The sequence below is a fragment of the Rhizobium tumorigenes genome (assembly GCF_003240565.2).
GTDB classification, from domain to species: domain Bacteria; phylum Pseudomonadota; class Alphaproteobacteria; order Rhizobiales; family Rhizobiaceae; genus Rhizobium; species Rhizobium tumorigenes.
The window spans coordinates 334,939-354,327 of sequence record NZ_CP117256.1 but is presented as its reverse complement, the minus strand read 5'-3'; the positions used below and the strand labels follow the sequence as shown (position 1 = coordinate 354,327).

The 19,389-nt window shown below is 60.4% G+C and carries 13 protein-coding genes; 8 read left to right on the top strand and 5 right to left on the bottom strand.

Annotated features, from left to right (window positions below; genetic code table 11):
• Positions 1-187: 187 nt before the first annotated feature.
• The 3 genes from PR017_RS19440 to PR017_RS19430 form a co-directional block, all read right to left on the bottom strand.
• Positions 188-1,972, bottom strand: a complete 1,785-nt coding sequence (locus PR017_RS19440) for a hypothetical protein (protein WP_111219153.1) — start codon at positions 1,970-1,972, stop codon at positions 188-190.
• A complete protein-coding gene (locus PR017_RS19435; RefSeq protein WP_133255569.1) occupies positions 1,965-3,551 on the bottom strand; it encodes a VPA1262 family N-terminal domain-containing protein in 1,587 nt (528 codons plus the stop codon). Before PR017_RS19435 ends, PR017_RS19440 begins: the two co-directional genes overlap by 8 nt.
• Before the next feature lie 661 nt (positions 3,552-4,212).
• Positions 4,213-5,316, bottom strand: a complete 1,104-nt coding sequence (locus tag PR017_RS19430; RefSeq protein ID WP_111219149.1) for a LacI family DNA-binding transcriptional regulator — start codon at positions 5,314-5,316, stop codon at positions 4,213-4,215.
• A 235-nt stretch (positions 5,317-5,551) separates the two neighbouring features.
• Between PR017_RS19430 and PR017_RS19425 the strand changes: the two genes are divergently transcribed.
• The 8 genes from PR017_RS19425 to PR017_RS19390 all read left to right on the top strand — a co-directional run bounded on the left by PR017_RS19425 (position 5,552) and on the right by PR017_RS19390 (position 14,788).
• Positions 5,552-6,619 carry an ABC transporter substrate-binding protein gene (locus PR017_RS19425; RefSeq protein ID WP_111219147.1) on the top strand — a complete coding sequence of 356 codons (1,068 nt, stop codon included), beginning with the start codon at positions 5,552-5,554 and terminating at the stop codon, positions 6,617-6,619.
• Between the two features lie 44 nt (positions 6,620-6,663).
• On the top strand, positions 6,664-8,196 hold the full coding sequence (locus tag PR017_RS19420) for a sugar ABC transporter ATP-binding protein (protein ID WP_111219145.1): 1,533 nt from the start codon (positions 6,664-6,666) through the stop codon (positions 8,194-8,196).
• Positions 8,193-9,155 carry an ABC transporter permease gene (locus PR017_RS19415; protein ID WP_111219143.1) on the top strand — a complete coding sequence of 321 codons (963 nt, stop codon included), beginning with the start codon at positions 8,193-8,195 and terminating at the stop codon, positions 9,153-9,155. Before PR017_RS19420 ends, PR017_RS19415 begins: the two co-directional genes overlap by 4 nt.
• Entirely contained in the window at positions 9,152-10,093 is a 942-nt protein-coding gene (locus PR017_RS19410; RefSeq protein ID WP_111219141.1) for an ABC transporter permease, read from the top strand. Before PR017_RS19415 ends, PR017_RS19410 begins: the two co-directional genes overlap by 4 nt.
• Positions 10,090-11,046: an amidohydrolase family protein gene (locus tag PR017_RS19405; RefSeq protein WP_111219139.1), complete on the top strand. Its 957-nt coding sequence runs from the start codon at positions 10,090-10,092 to the stop codon at positions 11,044-11,046. Before PR017_RS19410 ends, PR017_RS19405 begins: the two co-directional genes overlap by 4 nt.
• The gene (locus PR017_RS19400) at positions 11,039-12,352 is read left to right on the top strand and encodes an alanine racemase (RefSeq protein WP_111219137.1); all 1,314 of its coding nucleotides are present in this window, start codon (positions 11,039-11,041) and stop codon (positions 12,350-12,352) included. Before PR017_RS19405 ends, PR017_RS19400 begins: the two co-directional genes overlap by 8 nt.
• Positions 12,353-12,522: 170 nt before the next feature.
• Complete coding sequence (locus PR017_RS19395; RefSeq protein WP_111219135.1) at positions 12,523-13,536, top strand: succinylglutamate desuccinylase/aspartoacylase family protein; 1,014 nt, start codon at positions 12,523-12,525, stop codon at positions 13,534-13,536.
• A gap of 64 nt (positions 13,537-13,600) precedes the next feature.
• On the top strand, positions 13,601-14,788 hold the full coding sequence (locus tag PR017_RS19390; RefSeq protein WP_111219133.1) for a glycoside hydrolase family protein: 1,188 nt from the start codon (positions 13,601-13,603) through the stop codon (positions 14,786-14,788).
• 423 nt (positions 14,789-15,211) lie between these two features.
• Here the strand turns inward: PR017_RS19390 and PR017_RS19385 are convergent, their stop codons facing one another.
• Positions 15,212-16,111: an Abi family protein gene (locus PR017_RS19385; protein WP_111219131.1), complete on the bottom strand. Its 900-nt coding sequence runs from the start codon at positions 16,109-16,111 to the stop codon at positions 15,212-15,214.
• A gap of 1,127 nt (positions 16,112-17,238) precedes the next feature.
• The gene (locus PR017_RS19380) at positions 17,239-19,200 is read right to left on the bottom strand and encodes a methyl-accepting chemotaxis protein (protein WP_279619554.1); all 1,962 of its coding nucleotides are present in this window, start codon (positions 19,198-19,200) and stop codon (positions 17,239-17,241) included.
• Between the last annotated feature and the right edge of the window lie 189 nt (positions 19,201-19,389).

Sequence of the window (19,389 nt, the reverse complement as noted above, 5' to 3'; positions counted from 1 at the left end):
GGTCGACGGTTCGATTCTTTTCAAGAGCTACGATGCTGGCAACGCGATTCTGATGAGCCACTCGCGGCCCGCACGCAAGGACTGCTTTGCGCCTTCTAATCAGACATTCGATGATGTTTGCATTGCTCCCAAAAAGCCGACCTTCGCTCATGAACAGGGAGTGTCGGAAACTGGACCCCAACGAGCGTCAGAGGCGCCGCGCGAAGTCCGCTAGATCCACCTTGGCGGCAGGGTCCAACGCCATATCCCAGTTGGGCTGCGGCTCGCTGAGGGCGATCTCGATTGCCTCACGCACCAAGGCGGCGCCGACCTTGCGGCCGACCTCCAGTGTCAGCGCATCAGAGGCTTCGGCCCGTGCGATTTGCCAAAGCCGGACGTGTTCCGCGGTCGGGTCAAGCTGATCGCCCAAAAAACAGGCTAGATCATCGAGGGGCACAATGCCCAACTTGGCAAGCGCGGCGCCCAGTTGTACGGTGATCCGGGTAATTGGCGGAATTGCGCCGTTGAACAACCACGCTTTGGGGTCGATCCGCTGAGTCTCGAACACAGCGCCGGCGATCGCCCGCCAAAGCCCCGCTTGGTCGACCGGGGCTTGCTGCGAGGCGTTCAAGCCATTCAAGCCCCACGAGAGGACCGGGTATGCCGGGTTGTCGAGGTTGCGCTGGACCGGATAGCTCAGTGCCTCCCGCACCTCGTAGGTCTCCCTCCACAAGGTCTTGAACCACATGGTGAGGTCTGGGATGCGGGAGAGGATGCGGGCGACCACGTCGGACTCCGGCGAGCGCGTGGTCATACCGTCGGCGCGGCCCGTCGCCGTCACCAACCCCTGCTTAACCCCACTGGCCAGGATTTCGGCCGCCGCAATCGCATCGCCATGCGCCTCCAAAATCGAGGCCTCGGCCAAGATCCGATGAACTACCCAAAGCGGCTCTTCCGCGCGGATCCATTCGAACGCCGCTGCGAGCGGTGCGACGCGGGTGGATAGGCCAGCGAGGAGGTGGTCGCGGACTGCGCGTTGGGCGTCAACATCCATCTGGGCCCGGCCGGCCCGACGCGCTGTGCCGCGCCAGATGATCTGCTGCAGCCATGCCCGCCCCAGCCAGTGTCCGTCAGGCCTAGACATTACCGCCTCCAAGAGGCGCACAACGCCGGCTTCCGCGCGGGGCATGTCATTCATGGCGATGGCCGGAAGGTGCCCCTCGATCGCCTCAAGCATAACGAACGGAACGACAGGGCCTAAGGGCGCTCCGTCGTCCGAAAAAATTCGCGGGCAGGCTATGACCAAGGCTGCGACTCGGTCGACGTCGAGCGGCTCTAGTGGCTCGGCTAACCCCGATTGAAACAGCGAGGGTAAGCCGGTTAGCATCGCCATGTAGCTCCCGGGCCAGAGAGTAGCGGCCGCTTGGTGCGCCCAGCCAGCGCCTACAGGCATGCCGTCATGGCGGGGCCACAGGTCGCGCGTGGTCAGTGGCGCCCCGACCGTCCGTTCGGCGTACTGTCGCAGACGATCATTGAAACGAGAGCCCCATAAGCCCTGTAGGCGCGTCTGTAATCGCGCCAACAGCGGGTAGGTGTCCGCTTGACCCGCGACGCGGGCGCAGATCGCGGCGGCCAAGTACCTGTTACCGACATCGCCGAGTATCTGAAGCTCGTCTACCGTATGGAAAAGCCCCGTACGGGTTGCGGAAACGGCGACTTCCAGGGCTGCGTGAGCCATCAGCCACGCGAGAGGCGGATCAAGATGAAGGGGCTGTCCCGGGGCCGCATTGGCAACGATCGCGTCACGCCAACAGGGTAGCCCGGCCGCTGCCAAATGCTGGGCTAGGCTCTCCGAGCCGCCCGAGACGTCCAGCGGCTTTAAGGCGGGTGAAAAGAGCTCATCCGAGCCTTCGGATGCTGCAATCCACTCCATGGTCGCAGCGAGCGCCACAGCGCCATCGACCGGCGCTGGAAGGGTCAGGCCGTTAGTCATCGACGTCCCCTCGCACTTGGCCGGCAGGCGGACGTTCGATCCATTTGGCCAAGCGGCGCAACTGATGGCCCGCCTCATGCCTCCACGACCAAATCGCCGGCGGCCGATTGGCCCACCATGTCTCGAACGGCTCAGCTTCGGCGAAAGTCTCCCCTAAGGCCTGGGCCAATTCAATGGGTTGGGCGACGAGAGTCATCAGACTAATCTCGCCGCCGCCCACCTTGTTGAACGAATGGCCGGCGTGCCAGATGACATCGTCGATCTGAAGGAAGCGGTCGTGCAGGCGGCGCCCCAGGGACACTCGGATGTCGATCTCGCCGAACTCTTGGGCTGGGTCGCGGAAGGCCGCAATTTTCTTCAGCATGAGATCCCCAAAGCTATCGCCGTTGGGGTCGAGAAGCTTGTGACGGCGGGGACGAGGATTGATCAGGCCGCGGATTGCGACGCCCTGATACTGGGTGGCCGTTGCAAACTGCTGCAGGTCGTCAGCGTCTAAGTAAGGGTCAACGAATAGGACGTGAGAACGTGCGCGGCCGATCAGCCCACATATCCAATCCACTGTCTCCCCGCGATTGTGCTCAAACAGGCGAACGCCGGGCGGGACTTGCGGGGACTCCGCAGGCCGAAGCGCGCCCTGCCGCTCGGCCCGCGCGTCCTGGAGGTATTCGAGCGCCCGTAAGGGTGTCATAGGGGGGGCAGATTGCCGCGCTGGGGCGGGTCGGACATACACCGTCCGCGCACCCGCATCAGGGGCACGGGTCGGAGGGTCGACGTAACGAGCCTTGGCCTCTGCTACCACAGAGGAGGAGACAGAGAAGTCGCGGAAGAAGAAAGCCGGTGGCTCGCGGTCCAATACGCCGCGCACGGGACAGAACAATTCCTCGCGCACCATGGCGACCTGAGAGGGCGCCCGAGCGCGGAAGCGGCCAAGTGCGTTTGGCGAGCCCTCGGCGCGCCACGCCGGCGCTCCCGCGCGTACCTCTTCGACCACCATTCGCAGTGACGTGACATTGGCACCCCGTCGCGGGGTGCCGCCAAGCTCCAGGGTCTCTGGCGTCACCGACCGATTGACTATGCGTGCGCTGAAGCCGCGCAGCAGCGGATTAGGCGCGATCAGAACGCCCGAGCCCAGCCAGTCATCATAAGCCAATAAATCGAAATGGATGTGGTCACGAAGCCATTGCCGGGCGCGGCCTTCGGCGCTGACGTTGACCATTCTATCGCGCAGCGCTTGAACCGGCTCGGCCAGAGCCGCCATCGGCACCAAGCGATGTAGCCGCGGCCGGCCGTGCCATGATGGCGAGAAGGGCGGCGGCTCCGGGAGGACCGCAAAACCTTCGTAGTCGGGTTCAGGCCCTAGCGCCGAGGCTGTGATCGCAAAGGTCTTGCCCGGAATGGTGGCGCGCCCCTGTTTCAAGGCCTCGTACCAGTCGAGCGCGTCCGCCAACGGCAGCGCGGTCCGGCCCACGCACAGCCGATCGTCACCGATGTTGCTCCACCAGCCGCCGCGTGGCGGATTTGGGGGAGCTGGCATTTCGGTCGGCAACAGCTCAACGGAAGCGAACAAAAGATGGTTCACCCGGTCGCACACAAGTGTGACCAGACGCACTACGCCAGCGTTGTAGTCGCCAGGGACAAGAGGCGGCCACCGCCCTAGCGACGACGCGGGCGCAAGGGAAGCCGTTGGTTGCATGAGGTAGAATATGGTAGATTCTGTCGATGGAAGCGAGTCAGATCTCCTTCCAGGCGGACGAATAGCGCGCCTTATCCCCACCTCGCCGGCAACTGGAGCGTCGTGTTTTCGGACCCATTCCGGCATCTGTTTTTTGCGCACAGCCTATCGGGAGCAGGAGACGTCGCTCAAGCAGTAAATTACATCGTACTGTCGACGGAGTTCGGTGGCCATAACGCGTCCTAGCGTACGAAACACGGTGGCTCCCCTATTTGGATTCAAACTACGCCGATCGATAAAAAGTCGTGTGCCCGAATATTGCGCGGCAGCTTTTGCCGATCCCGCGCCAGAAGCCGACGGTCGGCAGCCGGCCTGATACTGGCCACTCCGTAGCGCGACTTGTTAGCAAAAACTACAGAAAACGACGCCGCTACAACTACTGAACGACGGGGTCTCAGGTTCGTATCTGTTCAAGACCGGCAGCAAACACTACGGAATTTATCGAGCGACAATCATGGGGACCGTCCAAAGTGGTGCCGCGCGACATTGTTGAGGCGGGAGCGATCAATCAAACACTGCCGCGATCGCTCACACGCAGGTCTAGACGTTTTAATTTACCTGCGAAGGGCGCGCCCGAGAGACTTGAAATCAACATCTCACCCGCTTTTCGGCCTAGCATGGCACTGTCGATACCGATCGTCGTGAGACCTGGGGGAATTTCGGCGGCGATGTCGCTTTCACCAAATCCGAGGATGCCAAGGTCGTTGGGCACGCGGATGTTCAGGCGGCGAGCCTCCATCATGCAGCCGAGCGCCAAAACGTCGTTGCTGCAGAAGAGCGCCTCGGGTCTTGCCGCTTGGGATATGGCGGCCGCCAGACAGCGGCGGCCGTCGGAGACACCATTGACGTCGTCTATCAGGTGTTCGCCGAGCAGCGTCATGCCGAGCGCACGACAACCGTCGTGGAAGCCCTTCAGCCGCAGAGCGCCACGGCCACCGCGCCGGCCGACATAGGACACAGTGCGATATCCCTTTCTATGCAAGATATCGGCAGCGATCCATCCTGCCTCCGTGTTGGAGAACCCGACCAGCATGTCGATCGGATCGCGCGGCAGCGCCCAGGTCTCCATGATGGGGATGCCGAGGCCGCGAAGGAGTTCTCGATTGGTCTCCAGTTCGATGACACCGGTAAACATCACGGCGGCAGGTTTCATGGCGTGTAGCGAGCGGATGGCTGCCGTCTCGCGTTCATAGGAGTATGAAGTCTGGCCGACAAGAAAGAGGTAGCCTGCATCTTCCAGGACTGCGGTGCAGGACCGCAACGCCAAGGAAAACTGTTCGCTCATGAGATTTGAAGCGAATGCCAGGACGATATTGGATCGACCGCTTTTGAGAGCGCTCGCATGGGGATTGACACTGTAGCCGGTTTCTTCAACCGCGCGCTGTATCCTCAGGCGTTTGTCGGGGCTGACCATCTCGGGATTCCGCAGCGCCCTTGAAACAGTGATCGGTGCGACCTCGGCCAGTCGCGCGACGTCGCCGATCGATGCGCGCCCCGGCTGCCCCTTGCCCTCGACATCGAACGGGACAGGTTTTGGCGCGCCCGTGCCGGCGATGCGTACGACTTCGTCGTAAACGAAGGTGGCTTTGTCGTCTTCGCGCTCAATCTCCATCCGTTTCCTTGCCTCCTGCCAGCACTGATCTCTAGTCCGGGCCCCGCTCGCAGGCAACCGCCTGACCTCCATCGCGGGAAAGGCAATCAGGTCGGGCAAGCCGCCAAAGCGCAAGCCAAAATTCGTCATACTATGGTAACGTTATCATTGACACGGGTTTTCCGAATGGTAACGTTACCATAAGCGGCGCCTGTACGGCTTATACATGCGATGCCGCCTCAAAAAGGGGAACGACATGAAAAATCTTACCAACAAATCCTACAAGACACTGCGCCGCCTTCTTGCTGCCGCGGCGACTGCGACCATTCTTGTCGCTGCATCGTCCAGCAGCGCGTCTGCAGCATCGGGCTGCGTCAAGGGCGACCGCAAGGCGCCCTACACCATCGGCTGGGCGAACATCTATTCGGTGCCGACCTGGATGAAGCAGACCGAGGGCACCATCGCCTCGGAAGCGGAAGAACTCAAGAAGGCAGGCCTGGTCAAGAATTTGATGATCACCGACGCCCAGGGGAATGCACAGACCCAGATCCAGCAGATTCAGTCGATGATCGACGCCAATGTGGATGCCATCGTGGTCATTGCCGGCTCTTCCAATGCGCTCGACCGCGTCATCTCCGATGCCTGCGACAAAGGCATCGCCGTCGTGAATTTCGACAGCCTCGTCAACACGGAAAAGGTCACGGCAAAGATCAACACGGATTCCAACGAATGGGGCGCTTCTGCCGCGAAATGGCTGGTCGGCCAGCTTGGCGGCAAGGGAAAGATCATCGTCATGAACGGTCCGGCAGGTATCTCTGTCTCCGATGATCGGCGCAAGGGCGCGCAGCCGGTTCTCGACGCCAACAAAGGCATCGAGGTCATCACCGAGACGAACACCGAATACAATGTCGCGCCGGCCCAGGAAGCCATGACCAGCCTGCTCTTTGCCAATCAGGAGATCGACGGGATATTGTCTCTCGGCGGCGCCTTGTCGGCCGGCTCCGTTCTCGCCTTCGATCGTCAAGGTCGCGATCAGGTTCCCATCACGGGCGAGAATGCACGCCAGTTTCTTGAGCTCTGGAAGGAAAAGGGTCTGAAGGGTTGGGCCACCATGCAGCCGAACTGGCTGGGCGCGCTCTCGGTCTACACGGCGGTGCAGGCCCTCCAGGGAAAGACCGTTCCGGCCTTCATCAAGGTTCCGTTGCCGGTAATCGACAACGGCTCCGTGGACAGCTATCTCGCCCGCGCCAAGGACTTCCCCGCCGACGGATATATCTATTCAAACTACGACAAGGCGCTGTTCGACAAGCTCCTCGCACAGTGAGTGGAAGCCATGTTGGACCTCGTGAGCCGGCAGGAGAGAACATCGTGACCGCTGGACAGCCGGTGCTGGAGGCGCGCGGAGTATTCAAGGGGTTTTTCGGCAATCCAGTTCTGAAGGGCGTCGACATCGCCCTTATGCCGGGCCGCGTCCATGCCCTGCTGGGCGAGAATGGTGCCGGGAAGTCCACGCTTATCAATCTCCTGTCCGGCGCGCTGGCGCCGGATCAGGGCACCATCGCGATTGATGGGAAGGCCGTTGCACGGCTTTCGCCGTCTTTGGCGCGGACTGCAGGCATCGGTGTCGTGCAGCAGGAACTTAGCCTTGCCAGTCAGCTGTCGATTGCCGAAAATATCGGGCTCGGCGCCTATCCGCGGCGATTTGGCCTGATCGACTACCGCGCTCTTGCCCGCGGCGTGCGGGATGTCTGCGATCTGGTCGGCGTAACCGAACCCGTCGATACGCCGGTGTCGGAGCTGTCGCTCGGGCGTCGCCAGATGGTCGAGATCGCCAAGGCGCTGTTTGCCAAGCCCCGCGTGCTGATCCTCGACGAGCCGACATCATCCTTGTCGGCCCACGAAGCCGGCGTGCTCGCTGACGTGGTGTTCACGCTGCGGGACCGGGGCGTGGCGGTTCTTTATATTTCCCATCGGCTGAACGAGGTGCGTGCCCTCTGCTCCCATGTCACGGTGCTGAAGGACGGCGGTATTACCGCCGACAGGTCGCTTTCCGGCATCGATGGAGAAGGCCTAGTGCGGCTGATGGTCGGCCGCGAGACCGGCGCACTCTTTCCGCCTCGTCCGGCGGTGGTGTCGGGTGTGCTTCGGCTGCGGGCGGACGGCTTCTCGGCCGGCATGGTGCGCGACGCCCACATTTCAGCGCGTACTGGTGAGATCCTCGGGATCGGCGGGCTAGTCGGGCAGGGGCAGGAAGATCTTCTCCTCGGTCTGTACGGTGCCATTCCCGCGAAAGCGAAAGAGGCAGAGATAGACGGCAGGTCCGGCCTCCCGAAAGACGTCGACGCCGCCAATGCGGCTGGCATCGTCTACGTTCCAGCCGACCGGAAGCATGAAGGGCTTGTTTTACAGCATTCGATCGCCTCGAATATCATCCTTCCTTCCCTGGCACGACTGGCGCGTGGTGGCCTGCGCAACCGGCGCGCAGAAGCCGAACTTATCGGCGATCTCGCGGGTCAGCTCATGATCAAGGGGGACGTGGCCCGGCCGGTACAGGCCCTATCCGGCGGAAATCAACAAAAGGTCGCGCTGGCGAAGTGGCTGCCGCTCGATCCGAGCGTCCTCCTTCTCAACGATCCGACGCGGGGCGTGGACATCGAGACCAAGCGGGAAATCTATCTGATGCTGCGCCGCTTTGCGGCGGAGGGGCGTCTCGTGATCCTGGCAAGTTCGGATACGCCGGAACTCGTCCATCTCTGCGACCGCGTCTTGGTGCTGCGCGAAGGCCGGATCGTCGTCGAACTGCACGGCGATGCCATTACCGAGGAAGCCATCGTCGGCGCCGCAATGGCGGTCGAGGAAATCGGCGACGCGAAACTCGTGCAAGAAAAGGCCATTCCATGACCCCCGCATCATCGTCAAGCCTCTACGGCGCCGTGCAGAGACAGCGAAATCGCGGCCTTTTCGGATTGTACATCGTCGTCGCAGCCTTCCTCTTGCTCTATGCCGTGCTCTTTCCCGGCATCATGTCGATCGGGGGCTTTTCGAAGTTCACACAGAACTGGTTTCCCTTGGCGCTGGTCACCATGGCGCAAGCCCTGCTGATGTTAAACGGGGGCATCACCCTTGCCATCGGGCCGCTGGTCAGCCTTGGCGCGGTCGTTGCTGCGACGACCATGGGCGGCTTTCTCGGTGCTACCGGCGGCATTCTGGCGGTAACCGTTACCGGCCTTTGCATCGGGGCTGTGACAGGGTCGATTGTTGCGCTTCTACGGCTCCCGGCGATCATCGTTACGCTCGCCGGCTCCTTCATCATCACGGGGGTCGCGCTTCTCCTGTTGCCTCGGCCGGGTGGCTTCGTTCCCGAATGGCTCTCCACGGCCCTGGCCGGTCACACGCCGGTCGCCTTCTTGCTGCTGCTGCTGATCCTCGGGCTCTGGAAAATCTTTCTCGCGACGCCCCTTGGCCTCGGGATCTATGCCGCCGGCGACAATCCGATTGGGGCCTTTCGGTCCGGCGTGCCGATCGAGCAGGTGAAGATCGTCGCCTTTGCGCTGTCCGGCCTGCTGGCAACGCTCGCAGGGCTGTTCGTGGCCGCCCAGACCGGTTCAGGCGATCCGATCATTGGCGCACCCTTCACGCTCAACTCGATTGCGGCGGCCGTTCTCGGCGGCGTCGGCTTTCTCGGGGGCAGGGGGACGATGCGGGGTGCGGTCTGCGGCAGCCTTCTGTTGTCGGTGATGATCAACGTTATGTTCTTCCTCGGCTTTCCTCCGGTTGCGCAATATGTCGCCCAAGGGCTTATCATCGTTGGAGCCGTTGCTATCCCGGAGCTTCTCGTACGCTGGAGGCCTGCGCGATGAGATTGTTCAAAACGCTTCTCCGCAATCCGCCGCTCCTCACCTTCGTTTTCGTTGCCCTGGTTTGGCTCGTGGCGGGCCTCACGCTGCGCGGCTTCGCCGCCTATGGGCATTTGCGCTATCTGCTGGAACTGGCGGCGGTTATCGGCATAGCCGCCGCCGGCCAGACGCTGGTCATCCTGATGGGCGGCATCGACCTTTCCGTCGGCGCGGTCATCACCGTCACGGCGATCCTGCTCCCGTTTCTGTCGCCGGCCTGGGATCCGACGGGTCTGGTGGGCGTCGTCCTGGCACTCACCATTGCCATCGGCATCGGCCTTCTCAACGGGGCAGGCACCGCCGTTCTCAGGGTTCCGCCGATCATCATGACGCTCGCCATGGCGACCTTCCTGCAGGGCGTGCTGGTTCTTGTTGCCGGCGGCAGTGCCGTGACGGTGCAGAACCCGGCCGTCGTCATGCTAGGACAAGCGCGCCCTCTCGGTGTTCCGTCTGGGGTGCTGCTGTGGATCGTCGTGTCCGCCGGCGTGCTGACGCTCATCCACCGCATGCCGATCGGCGCGCGCTTTCTCGCGCTCGGCGCCAATCCGCTGGCGGCCCGCCTGTCGGGCGTCAGCATGACCCGCAACACCCTCATTCTCTATGCGCTGTCCGGCTTTTTCGCCGGGCTCGCCGGCATCCTTCTCCTCGGGATGAACCGGCAGGGCTATGTCGGCATCGGCGATCCCTACCTGCTCACCTCAATCGCAGCAGTCGTGCTCGGCGGCACGTCCATCCTCGGCGGCCGGGGCACTTATGCAGGAACCATTCCAGGGGCAATCCTGCTGGTGACGACGACGGCGCTGATTACCGTCGTCAACGCCTCTGCCGGCTGGCGTTCGATCATGTTCGGCTCGCTTATTCTTGCGCTGCTTCTGATCTCGGGCCGGGAGGCACGTCGATGACGCGCTACGCCGGCCCGGTGATCGATCCGCATCACCATCTCTGGGACCTGGGGCTCAAGCGCCATCCCTGGCTGGAGAAAGCGCGGGACGAGACGCAGGAAACGATGTTCTGCGGCATGTCCGCGTTGCTGCGAAACTACGGCATCGCGGACTATGCTGGAGATGCAGCGCGCCAGAATGTGGTCGCCACTGTTCATGTCGAAGCCGGCTGGTCTAACGATCATCCCCATGAGGAGACCGCGTGGCTTGACGCTCTCGATCATGCGGGCGGCATCGCGCGGCGCTATGTCGCCCGAGTAAAGCTTGACGATCCGGATGCAAGTGTCAGGCTTGCGGCGGAAGCGGCCAATCCGAGAGTAGTCGGAATCCGCGACATCGTTAGCTGGCATCCGGATTCTGCCAAGAGCTTTGCACCTCGGGCAGGGCGGATGGCAGATCCGCAATGGCGTTCCGGGCTCTCGCAACTGGCCCGGCTCGGACTGGTCTTCGACCTGATGCTCTATCCTTGGCAGATGGATGAGGCACGCGATCTTGTCCGCGCATTTCCCGAGACGCTTTTCGTCCTGAACCATGGCGGCAGCCCGGCGGATCGAACGGAAGAAGGGATGGCTCTTTGGAGGAGGGGCCTGGCGTCTCTCGGCAGCGAGCCGAACATCCGGCTCAAAATATCCGACCTCGTTGCCTATGACCATGCCTGGAGCTTCGACAGCCTGGAACCGGTCATCCATCATTGCCTCGAGAGCTTCGGCGTGTCGCGCTGCATGTTCGCGAGCGACTTCCCGGTCGCGGGACTGCATGCCACGTTCGACGAAGTCTACGAAGTCTTCCGGCGTGCCGCCGAACCGCTGTCGCTGCACGAGCAGCGATCGCTCTTCTTTTCTACCGCTAACGACACCTACCGGCTGGGGCTTGGGAATGATGGAACCCTCACCGCAAGAGAGAAAAATGTCTGACATGAACTTGAATACCCTGCCCAATCCCCTGATCGATGACCGTATCCGCGGTTTTCCGCCCGGTCACCCGCCGCTGCCACTCGATGCGATCGGCGCGCAGAACTGGAAGCCCTATGACGGCCAGATGGGGCTGCCTCTGATGTCGCTCGACCAAACAGCCTTCGCCGGCAATATCGAGGAGATGATGGGGCTCGTGAAGGAGCATGGCGTCGAGATCGCGCCGCATGCGAAGACGCCGATGGCACCCGCGCTCGCCGCTGCGCTGCTGTCTGCCGGCGCCTGGGGCACGACGGTTGCGGATATTCGCCAAGCAAGCGTATTCCTGAAGGCCGGTCAGCGAAAACTGATCCTTGCCAACGAGATCGGCGGGATTGCCGCTGCGCGCCGGCTGGCCGCGCTGCTTTCGGGCTTCCCGGATGCAGAGCTCCATATTTTCGTCGATTCCCGCGACGCGGTCGATGCCCTTCGTCAGGCATGGGGCGAGCGCGCCGACCTGCCGGCCCTCAGCCTGTTGATTGAATTCGGCGCCGGCCGGGCCGGTGCCCGAACCCTGGAAGCGGGTCTCGACATTCTGGACTTTCTTCTGGCGTCGGAAACTCCGAAGCTAAGGCTGACCGGCATCGCCGCTTACGAAGGCGCTGCCGCCACGCCCTATCTGCAGGAAACGGCAGAGCGCATTCGCAGTCTCCTGCACATCACATCGGAATTTCTCATCGCGCTTCGCGCCCGCCTCGGCGGTGCGCGTCCACTGCTGCTGACGGCGGGGGGATCTGTCTTCTTCGATATGGTCATCGCGGGGCTCCGCGCGGCGGTGGCTGCCGATCCGCATTGCCGCTTGGTGCTTCGCAGCGGCGCCATCTTCTTCCACGATCACGGCATCTATCAGCGTGGGTTGGCCGATCTCGATGCCCGTGGCGGTTACGTCCGGGAAGGGGTCGTGCAATCGGCCTCGGCTGCCTTCGTTCCGGCGCTGAGGATCTGGGCGGAGGTGTTGTCCCGTCCCGAAGCGGGACTTGCGATCTGTGGCATGGGCCTGCGTGACGTCGCAAACGATCAGGGTCTGCCAAAACCGCTGGCCCTTTATCGAAACGGGCGGCACCACGCCGATCTACGCGAATGCGCGGTCTTGCGGCTGAACGACCAGCACGCTTTCATCCAGCTCAGCGAACAGAGCAACGTCGCCGTTGGCGACGTCATCGAGTTTGGCATCTCGCATCCGTGCACCTGCATCGACCGCCATGCCATCCTTTATGGCCTTAGCCCGGATCATCGTGTGAGCAATGCCTATCTCACGCACTTTGGATGAAATCGACGGATCGCGAAGGGCAGCAGGTATGCCGCTTCTGGCGGCTGACCTCCGAAAAGCGTTCTGCGGTTCATCCCTTCGTCCAACGGTACGATCGGCATCTCGACTGAAATCGACCTTTAATGCGAGCGGCGCGTCCGCGCCGCAAGCGCTGCCAGACTGGAGATCAAATGCATAGTGGCCTCGTCAATCCGATCGATTTTTCGCAGGAGGGCCGACAGACCGGCTTTCTCGCCATCCCCTATTCGGTCGATCGATCGCCATACTACCAGATCCGAATTCCGATCCTCCGGCTTAAGAACGGAGAGGGACCCAGCATCCTGCTCATGGCGGGCAATCACGGCGACGAGTATGAGGGGGAGTTCCAGCTCGGGCGCCTGATACGTCGGCTTGAGCTGTCGAAGATCCGTGGTGCCGTGACCATCCTGCCGATGGCCAACCTGCCGGCCGTCATGGCCGCAAAGCGCTGTTCTCCTTTGGATGGTGGCAATCTCAACCGGGCCTTTCCCGGCGACCCCCTCGGCACCCCGACGGCGCGCCTTGCGTATTTTCTGGAGACGCGGCTCTTTCCGCCCCACGACGTCGTCCTCGATCTTCACTCGGGCGGTACCTCGATGGCGCATCTGCCCTGCACGCTGATCGAACGACAGGCGGACGAGGAACGCTTTCGACGTGCAACCGCGCTTCTCGCTGCCATGGGCGGTTCCTACGCGTTCATTGCCGACAATGGTCCAGCGGCGCCGACATCGATGGGATCAGCGAGCCGCGCCGGCGCGATCGGACTTTCTGGCGAGTTTGGCGGCGGTGGAACGGTAACACCGGAGAGCATGGCATTCACGGCCTCGGCCATTGACCGCCTGCTTCTTGCTCTCGGGATTGTCGAAATGCCGATCCTTTCGATGGCGCCTCTACCGGTACGGGGCCCGCTGCAGCTACTATCCCTGTCACGCCATAGCCAAGGCATCTATGCCGAGCGGCGCGGCTGGTTCGAGCCGGCAGTGGCGCTTGGCACGACCGTATCCTGCGGTGACGTCGCGGGCTGGTATCACGACATGGAACGTCTGGATCTGGCGGAGGAGCCGCTGTATTTCGCAGAAGGTGGAATCGTCATCTCGCACCGCCTGCATTGCGACAGCCAGGCCGGCGACTGCCTGATACAGGTCGCCGAGCCGATCGACATGTGACAGAAGAACACGAACCTGCAGCACGAACTGCTGCAGTCAACAATTCATAGAACGAGGCGGAACCATGCATCTTTCCATGTGGACCTATCCCTGGGACCTCCAGGACCAGGGCCTGGCGCAAGCTAGCGCCGAGTTGCGCGACCGCGCCGGTCTCAACACCGTCAGCCTCGCCACCTCCTATCACGCCGGACGGTTCCTGCAGCCTCGCAGCCCGGACCAGAAGGCCTATTTTCCCGAGGACGGAACGGTTTACTATCGCCCGAGCGAGGAGACCTGGGCGAGCAAGGAGATCCGCCCGCTGATGGCACGCAATGTCGTTGAGCGAGGCGACATGTTGGCCGCTCTGACTGCGGCGCGCAAAGAGGGTGGCATGAAGGTCTCCTGCTGGACGGTCTGCCTGCACAACACCCGGCTCGGAATGCTCCATCCGCAGCACGTGACGCGCAATGCCTTCGGCAATGCCAACTACTACAATCTCTGCCCTTCGAGCCCGGCGGCCCGCGACTATGTCGTCACCATGGTCGCCGAAATTACGTATGCCTACAAACCCGACATGCTGGAACTCGAAAGTCCGAACTTCATGGGTTTCACGCATGAGTACCATCACGAAGAAGACGGCGTCGGCCTGCTGCCGGAGGACGACTTCCTGCTCTCCCTTTGCTTCTGCGAACATTGCATGGCGCGGGCGGCAAAGGCCGGCGTCGCGGTTGAGGGAGCACGGGAGACGGTGAAGCGTTTTGTCGCCGAGATGTGTGAGCGCGAGGTGCCGGAAGCCCAGGTCCCCGGCTTCCCGACGGACGGCGTCAATGCCTTCCGCGCCTGGCCAGACCTTCACGCCTATCTCTGCTGGCGCACGGAGCCCGTGACCAGCCTTGTGGCCGAGATCCGCGATGCAGCCGATCCGGCAACGCGGATCGTGCTGATCGACTTGAAAGACAGCTGGCTCGGTGGCGTCGATCTGGCCGCGATCGGCAAGGTTTGCGACGGCGCAATAGTTTGCTGTTATTTTATGGAGCCTGCTGCCATATGTGATCTGATGAGAACAACGCGTACCGCGCTGGGACCGGACAAATACCTTGGTGTCGGACTTCGGGTCTTTTATCCCGAGGTTCTCTCGGCCGAGTCACTCGCGTTCAGGACCCGCGCGGCAATCAGCAGCGGCGCAGACGGCATCAACTTCTACAATTATGGGCTGGTTCCGGCTCGACGCCTCGACTGGATTCGCAAAGCGGTGGATGCGTTGGTCAGCTAGGTCCGCGCAACTTTTGACAAGCTCGTATCCCTGATGAAAATTCTCGTTGGGGTTGGGATGAAGCCGCTATATCGGCTTGATGACGGTCGGCTCTCCCAAACAAATGTCCAAAAAGGCCCGCCTGTAGGCAGGCATTGGCGAAAGTTCGATTGGCTGCTTGCAGCTATGGCAAGAGGAATGAAACGCTAAGCGTCTCAACTTTAAAAAGATTTGCGTAAGCTCCAGGATGTTGAATCCGTCATAAATTGCTGTCTGCGGAGGTCGTCGTCGGTTCGAATTCCATCAAGGCGAGCGCATGTGAGCGGGCCCGTTAAGAGGAAATTATCTCCGCTTAAATGAGATGCCGCAGGTTCGAATCCATTCAAGCGCAAGGCATTGAGGAATAACGGCCAACCATAAACGGCCTTTGGGCATCGCGGTCGATTACGCCCACGCGGAAAGATTTTTCCATTTTGGAGGGAAGCCCATCGCTGCCTGATCTGCCAGTAGGCAAGATTCCATCAGCCCTGCAACCTGCTCTCGCCATTGGTTTTTTGGCGCAACAATATCCATAAGGTAAGCAAGAACCACAATGGTGTTATAGAGACGACCCTGCGCAGCTCCATTCAGCGCAAGCTTCAGGCTGGCAGGAGACTTCGGTACGGTCATCTTGACTGTGACTTGCTTGTTCCAGAGTCGCCCGTGATGGGCACAGATGTTGCGAATGTAAGTAAGATGATGCGCAAGCGATATCAAAACCGTTTCGTCCAAACCGTAAACTTTTGCAATCGCCTGTCTATCGGATCGGTTTTTTAGATTGCTGTACCACATCGACAACTGCCCTAACGATATTACCTCGGCTGTCATCCAGACCGGCGGGTGTTCAGGATCGTCATATCTATTCTTATAATGGAGGATGAAAGTGTCCTTCGACCTACGCAGATCCTCAATCAGCTTCGAGAAGGCCTGAGCATATCGGTCTGCTCGGTGATAGAGGCCAGGATCAAGATAGCCGTGCGGCCCGTATTTCATCGCGAGGTGATGCGCCCAACCGCCTCGCAAAGACACTTCGATTCTCTCGATCGCATCCATCACGAGTAGTCGAAGGCGCCTATCGAAAATGTATAGCTCCAACACATCGTCGAAGGATGTTGTATCTCGAAACCTATGTTCGCCAGTCGCCTGTGGGATACCCTCGAACGGAAGCCAGTAGGCTCGTAGCCGGTAGTAGCTTATGTGCTGGAGGCAATGGGCTGCGTAGGCTGGATCCGGGACGGCCATTCCCCTTGCTTCGAGCAAGGCAATTTGATCGGGAATAGAAACGGATGGCTTTTCAAACTTCATACCATTTCATAGGCGGATTCGAACCGCCAGAAAACAAAAAACCCGCCGGGGTGCGCAGTTTCGAAACCGAGGTTCCGTCCGAGGCGTGGCGGGTGTTGTTGAGCATTGATATGGAGCAATCCTATTAAGAATGCAACAATGGCTGGGCAAAAAAGTACCCATTTTTGCCCGAACCGCTAAAGCTAGTATGCCCTTTTCTGTTTAGGACGCTTCTGCGCAACGGGCCAGGAGCTGTCACTGCGCAAACTGCGCGATTGTGAACCTTGCTCACCAGGTTGGCCGAAATCGCACCCCACCAACAAGGTTGATCTGCCGATCGTGTCGTGTTTTGAAGTAAGCAAATTGGCGGCGAGGCTTAGACAACAGGAATGGCATAACAGTTTGACATGTTTTCGGAGCAGGCTGCGCGCGACCAAGTGGTCACGCCTGGCTCCTCCAAATCTGCAAAACTCGACAAGCATGCCGTCCCCATGAGTGAAGTGGACATGGTCCGACATCTCTCGGAGACAGGTCGATATCGAATCCTGTAGAAATTTACCCATCACACCAATGGAGGCATTGTCGATAAATACAGAGGCTTCCGGCGCTCACTTCGTTGTCTCGTCATAGACACTGCGGTAGCCCGACCTGCGAGTGGTGGCTCGCACCCGGTACATTTAAGGCCGATCTGCTTATGAGGCTGGGAACCAATGACGAGGCCATCCTCGAAGGAGATTATATGCCATCTGGCTGGGCGTGTGTGTGGCGGTTTGTATCGTGGGCGTTGGCCTGACTCTGCTCTATGATCCTGCGCAGGCACGCACTTTTCTACTATCTTACCGGTACTATTGGAACGGGCACCTAATCGGACAACACAACACGGCCGCCAAGTGCTTGGCGGCCGGAATTTTGATAGTCATAGCCTTGTCTTGGAAAGACAGTCGGAAGGGGGTAGCCTTGTCCTACGTATAACTCTTCCTAGGGCACCTTAAATTAATCTGCCTGTAGCGAGAATGGCTTCAAGGATGTTCGCCGGCGAGCAGCTCGGTCTCTTCAAAGCTTTCTACAAGCATACGATTGCTCTCGTCGTGGCCGCATGTACACAGCGCGCCCGCGCTCTCTTGTATTCTACGATGTGGCGCCTGGCGTCAGAACTCTTCCCAGCTTTCGGCTTTGGCGGCGGTGTTGAGACCGAATGCTTTTGCGACCTGGCCTACCATGCGTCTAGCCGGCGAGGAGACAGGCTTTTGCCCGGCGTGGATCGGGGTTGGAGCATGGCTGGTCGTTCTGTTTTTGGTGCCTGCATTGGATGGAGCGCTGCGTCCGAGCTGGAACTGGCTGATCAACTGGCGAAGCTTGTCGGACTCATCTGCCAGCGAGACGCTAGCAGCCGTGGCCTCTTCGACCATCGCCGCGTTTTGCTGGGTGACCTGATCCATCTGGTTGACAGCCGTATTGACTTCAGCAAGTCCGATCGACTGTTCCCGCGAGGACGTTGCGATCGCGTCGAGTTGGGTGTTGATGGAAATGACCTGGCCTTCGATGATCTTGAGGGCCTCGCCTGTTGCGGTCACCAGTTTGACGCCGCTTTCGACTTCGGTTGCAGAATTGCGGATCAGCCCCTTGATTTCCTTGGCTGCCTGCGCCGAGCGTTGAGCCAGTTCACGCACTTCCTGCGCGACAACGGCAAAACCCTTGCCGGCCTCTCCGGCGCGTGCTGCCTCGACGCCTGCATTCAGGGCCAGGAGGTTTGTCTGGAAGGCAATTTCGTCGATGACGCCGATGATGTTCGAGATCTGGGTTGAGGATTGCTCGATCCGCTGCATGGCATCGACAGCATTGGACACAACCTCGCCGGATTGACGGGCCGACTGATTGGCCTCGATTGCCACCGAGCGAGCTTCTTCGGCACGCTTGGAGGAATTGGCGACGTTGGTGGTGATCTGGTCGAGCGCCGCGGCAGTTTCTTCAAGGGCCGCAGCCTGCTGCTCGGTCCGCTTGGAAAGGTCGTTGGCGCTCTGGCTCAGTTCGCGGGAGCCGCTGTCGATTGAGCCGGTTGCCAGGCTCACAGACGAAAGTGTCTCGCGGAGACGTTCGACGGTGTTGTTGAAGTCCGACCGCAGGCCTTCGAAGGCGGCCGCAAACGGTTCGTTGAGCTGGAAGGTGAGGTCGCCGCTGGAGAGATGCTGCAAGCCTTCGCCAAGACCGGAGGTAGCCTGAGCCATCTCGCTCGTACGCTTCTGGTCTGCCTCTGCAGTGCGCGCACGTTCGGCTTCGCTTGTATTGCGGACGGTGGCCGCTTCCTGCTCCATCTGGAGGCTGCGCAGGCCGTTGTCCTTGAAGACCTGAACGGCCTTTGCCATCGTTCCAACTTCGTCACGGCGCTCGGTACCGGCAACGTTTGCAGACAGATCGCCACCGGCGAGCGTGCCCATCGTCTCAGCCAGGCCCCGGATCGGCGTCACTAGCCACGACCGGATTGCAAAGAAGCCAATTGCAAGGACAACCAGAAGTCCGCCGATAACCCCGACGACAGTTAGCACAGCCGTGTAGTTGGAAGATGCAGTCAGGCCGTCACTGGTTACAGTGCTTATAGCAGAGATGGAGTCGACCATTTTCGTAAATCGTGGCGCCAAAGTTGCGAAACCTGGCTGGCATTCGTTCAGAAATACCCCTTGGCTCGCCGTGATGTCTTCTGCCGTCGACGATTTCTTGGCGAGAGCAATAGTATTTCCGCAAGCGTTGTCGATCAGGGCAAGGCTGTCCGCCTTCAACAAAGGAGCGTCGGCGTAGGAGGGAAGGGCCGCAATGGCCAAGTCCATATACTTGATGAAATTGTCATGTTGCGTCTGGAATTCTTTTGTCGCAGTACTGTTGGTTTCATCCGATCGCGCTATCAACAAGTCTCCGATCGCTGCGCGCGATCCCTGTAACGCTCTGTTCGCACGGGCCGAGTAGAGCGCAGCAACTGTTTCGCCATCCAGAAGATTACTGTAAGCGGTATCTGTTGCCTTAATTTGAAAAGCGGCGTAGCCCGCGACACCAATCGCAAATAGCCCAAACAAGGCCATTATTGACAGGAATTTACCTATAATCGGGATGTTCTGCATGGTGAAAGCCCATCATCTGCACGGTTAAAAATGAAATATCTTGGTAAATGCTACATGCCTAAAATGAACAATAGGTTTATTAAAATTACCAATAAGTTGATCCAATGGACTGCTCGAGTTAAGGCCTTCTTGCGAGGCCAAGGATAGCATTGGAAATTCTAGTGCCGGCACTAGCAAGAGTGCAGGACG

What these genes read in the sequence shown, in the direction of transcription:
- PR017_RS19390 (WP_111219133.1), top strand. Translation starts at nt 13,601, where the DNA reads ATGCATCTTTCCATGTGGACCTATCCCTGGGACCTCCAGGACCAGGGC.
- PR017_RS19405 (WP_111219139.1), top strand. Translation starts at nt 10,090, where the DNA reads ATGACGCGCTACGCCGGCCCGGTGATCGATCCGCATCACCATCTCTGG.
- PR017_RS19395 (WP_111219135.1), top strand. Translation starts at nt 12,523, where the DNA reads ATGCATAGTGGCCTCGTCAATCCGATCGATTTTTCGCAGGAGGGCCGA.
- PR017_RS19380 (WP_279619554.1), bottom strand. Translation starts at nt 19,200, where the DNA reads ATGCAGAACATCCCGATTATAGGTAAATTCCTGTCAATAATGGCCTTG.
- PR017_RS19385 (WP_111219131.1), bottom strand. Translation starts at nt 16,111, where the DNA reads ATGAAGTTTGAAAAGCCATCCGTTTCTATTCCCGATCAAATTGCCTTG.
- PR017_RS19410 (WP_111219141.1), top strand. Translation starts at nt 9,152, where the DNA reads ATGAGATTGTTCAAAACGCTTCTCCGCAATCCGCCGCTCCTCACCTTC.
- PR017_RS19415 (WP_111219143.1), top strand. Translation starts at nt 8,193, where the DNA reads ATGACCCCCGCATCATCGTCAAGCCTCTACGGCGCCGTGCAGAGACAG.
- PR017_RS19440 (WP_111219153.1), bottom strand. Translation starts at nt 1,972, where the DNA reads ATGACTAACGGCCTGACCCTTCCAGCGCCGGTCGATGGCGCTGTGGCG.
- PR017_RS19430 (WP_111219149.1), bottom strand. Translation starts at nt 5,316, where the DNA reads ATGGAGATTGAGCGCGAAGACGACAAAGCCACCTTCGTTTACGACGAA.
- PR017_RS19400 (WP_111219137.1), top strand. Translation starts at nt 11,039, where the DNA reads ATGTCTGACATGAACTTGAATACCCTGCCCAATCCCCTGATCGATGAC.
- PR017_RS19425 (WP_111219147.1), top strand. Translation starts at nt 5,552, where the DNA reads ATGAAAAATCTTACCAACAAATCCTACAAGACACTGCGCCGCCTTCTT.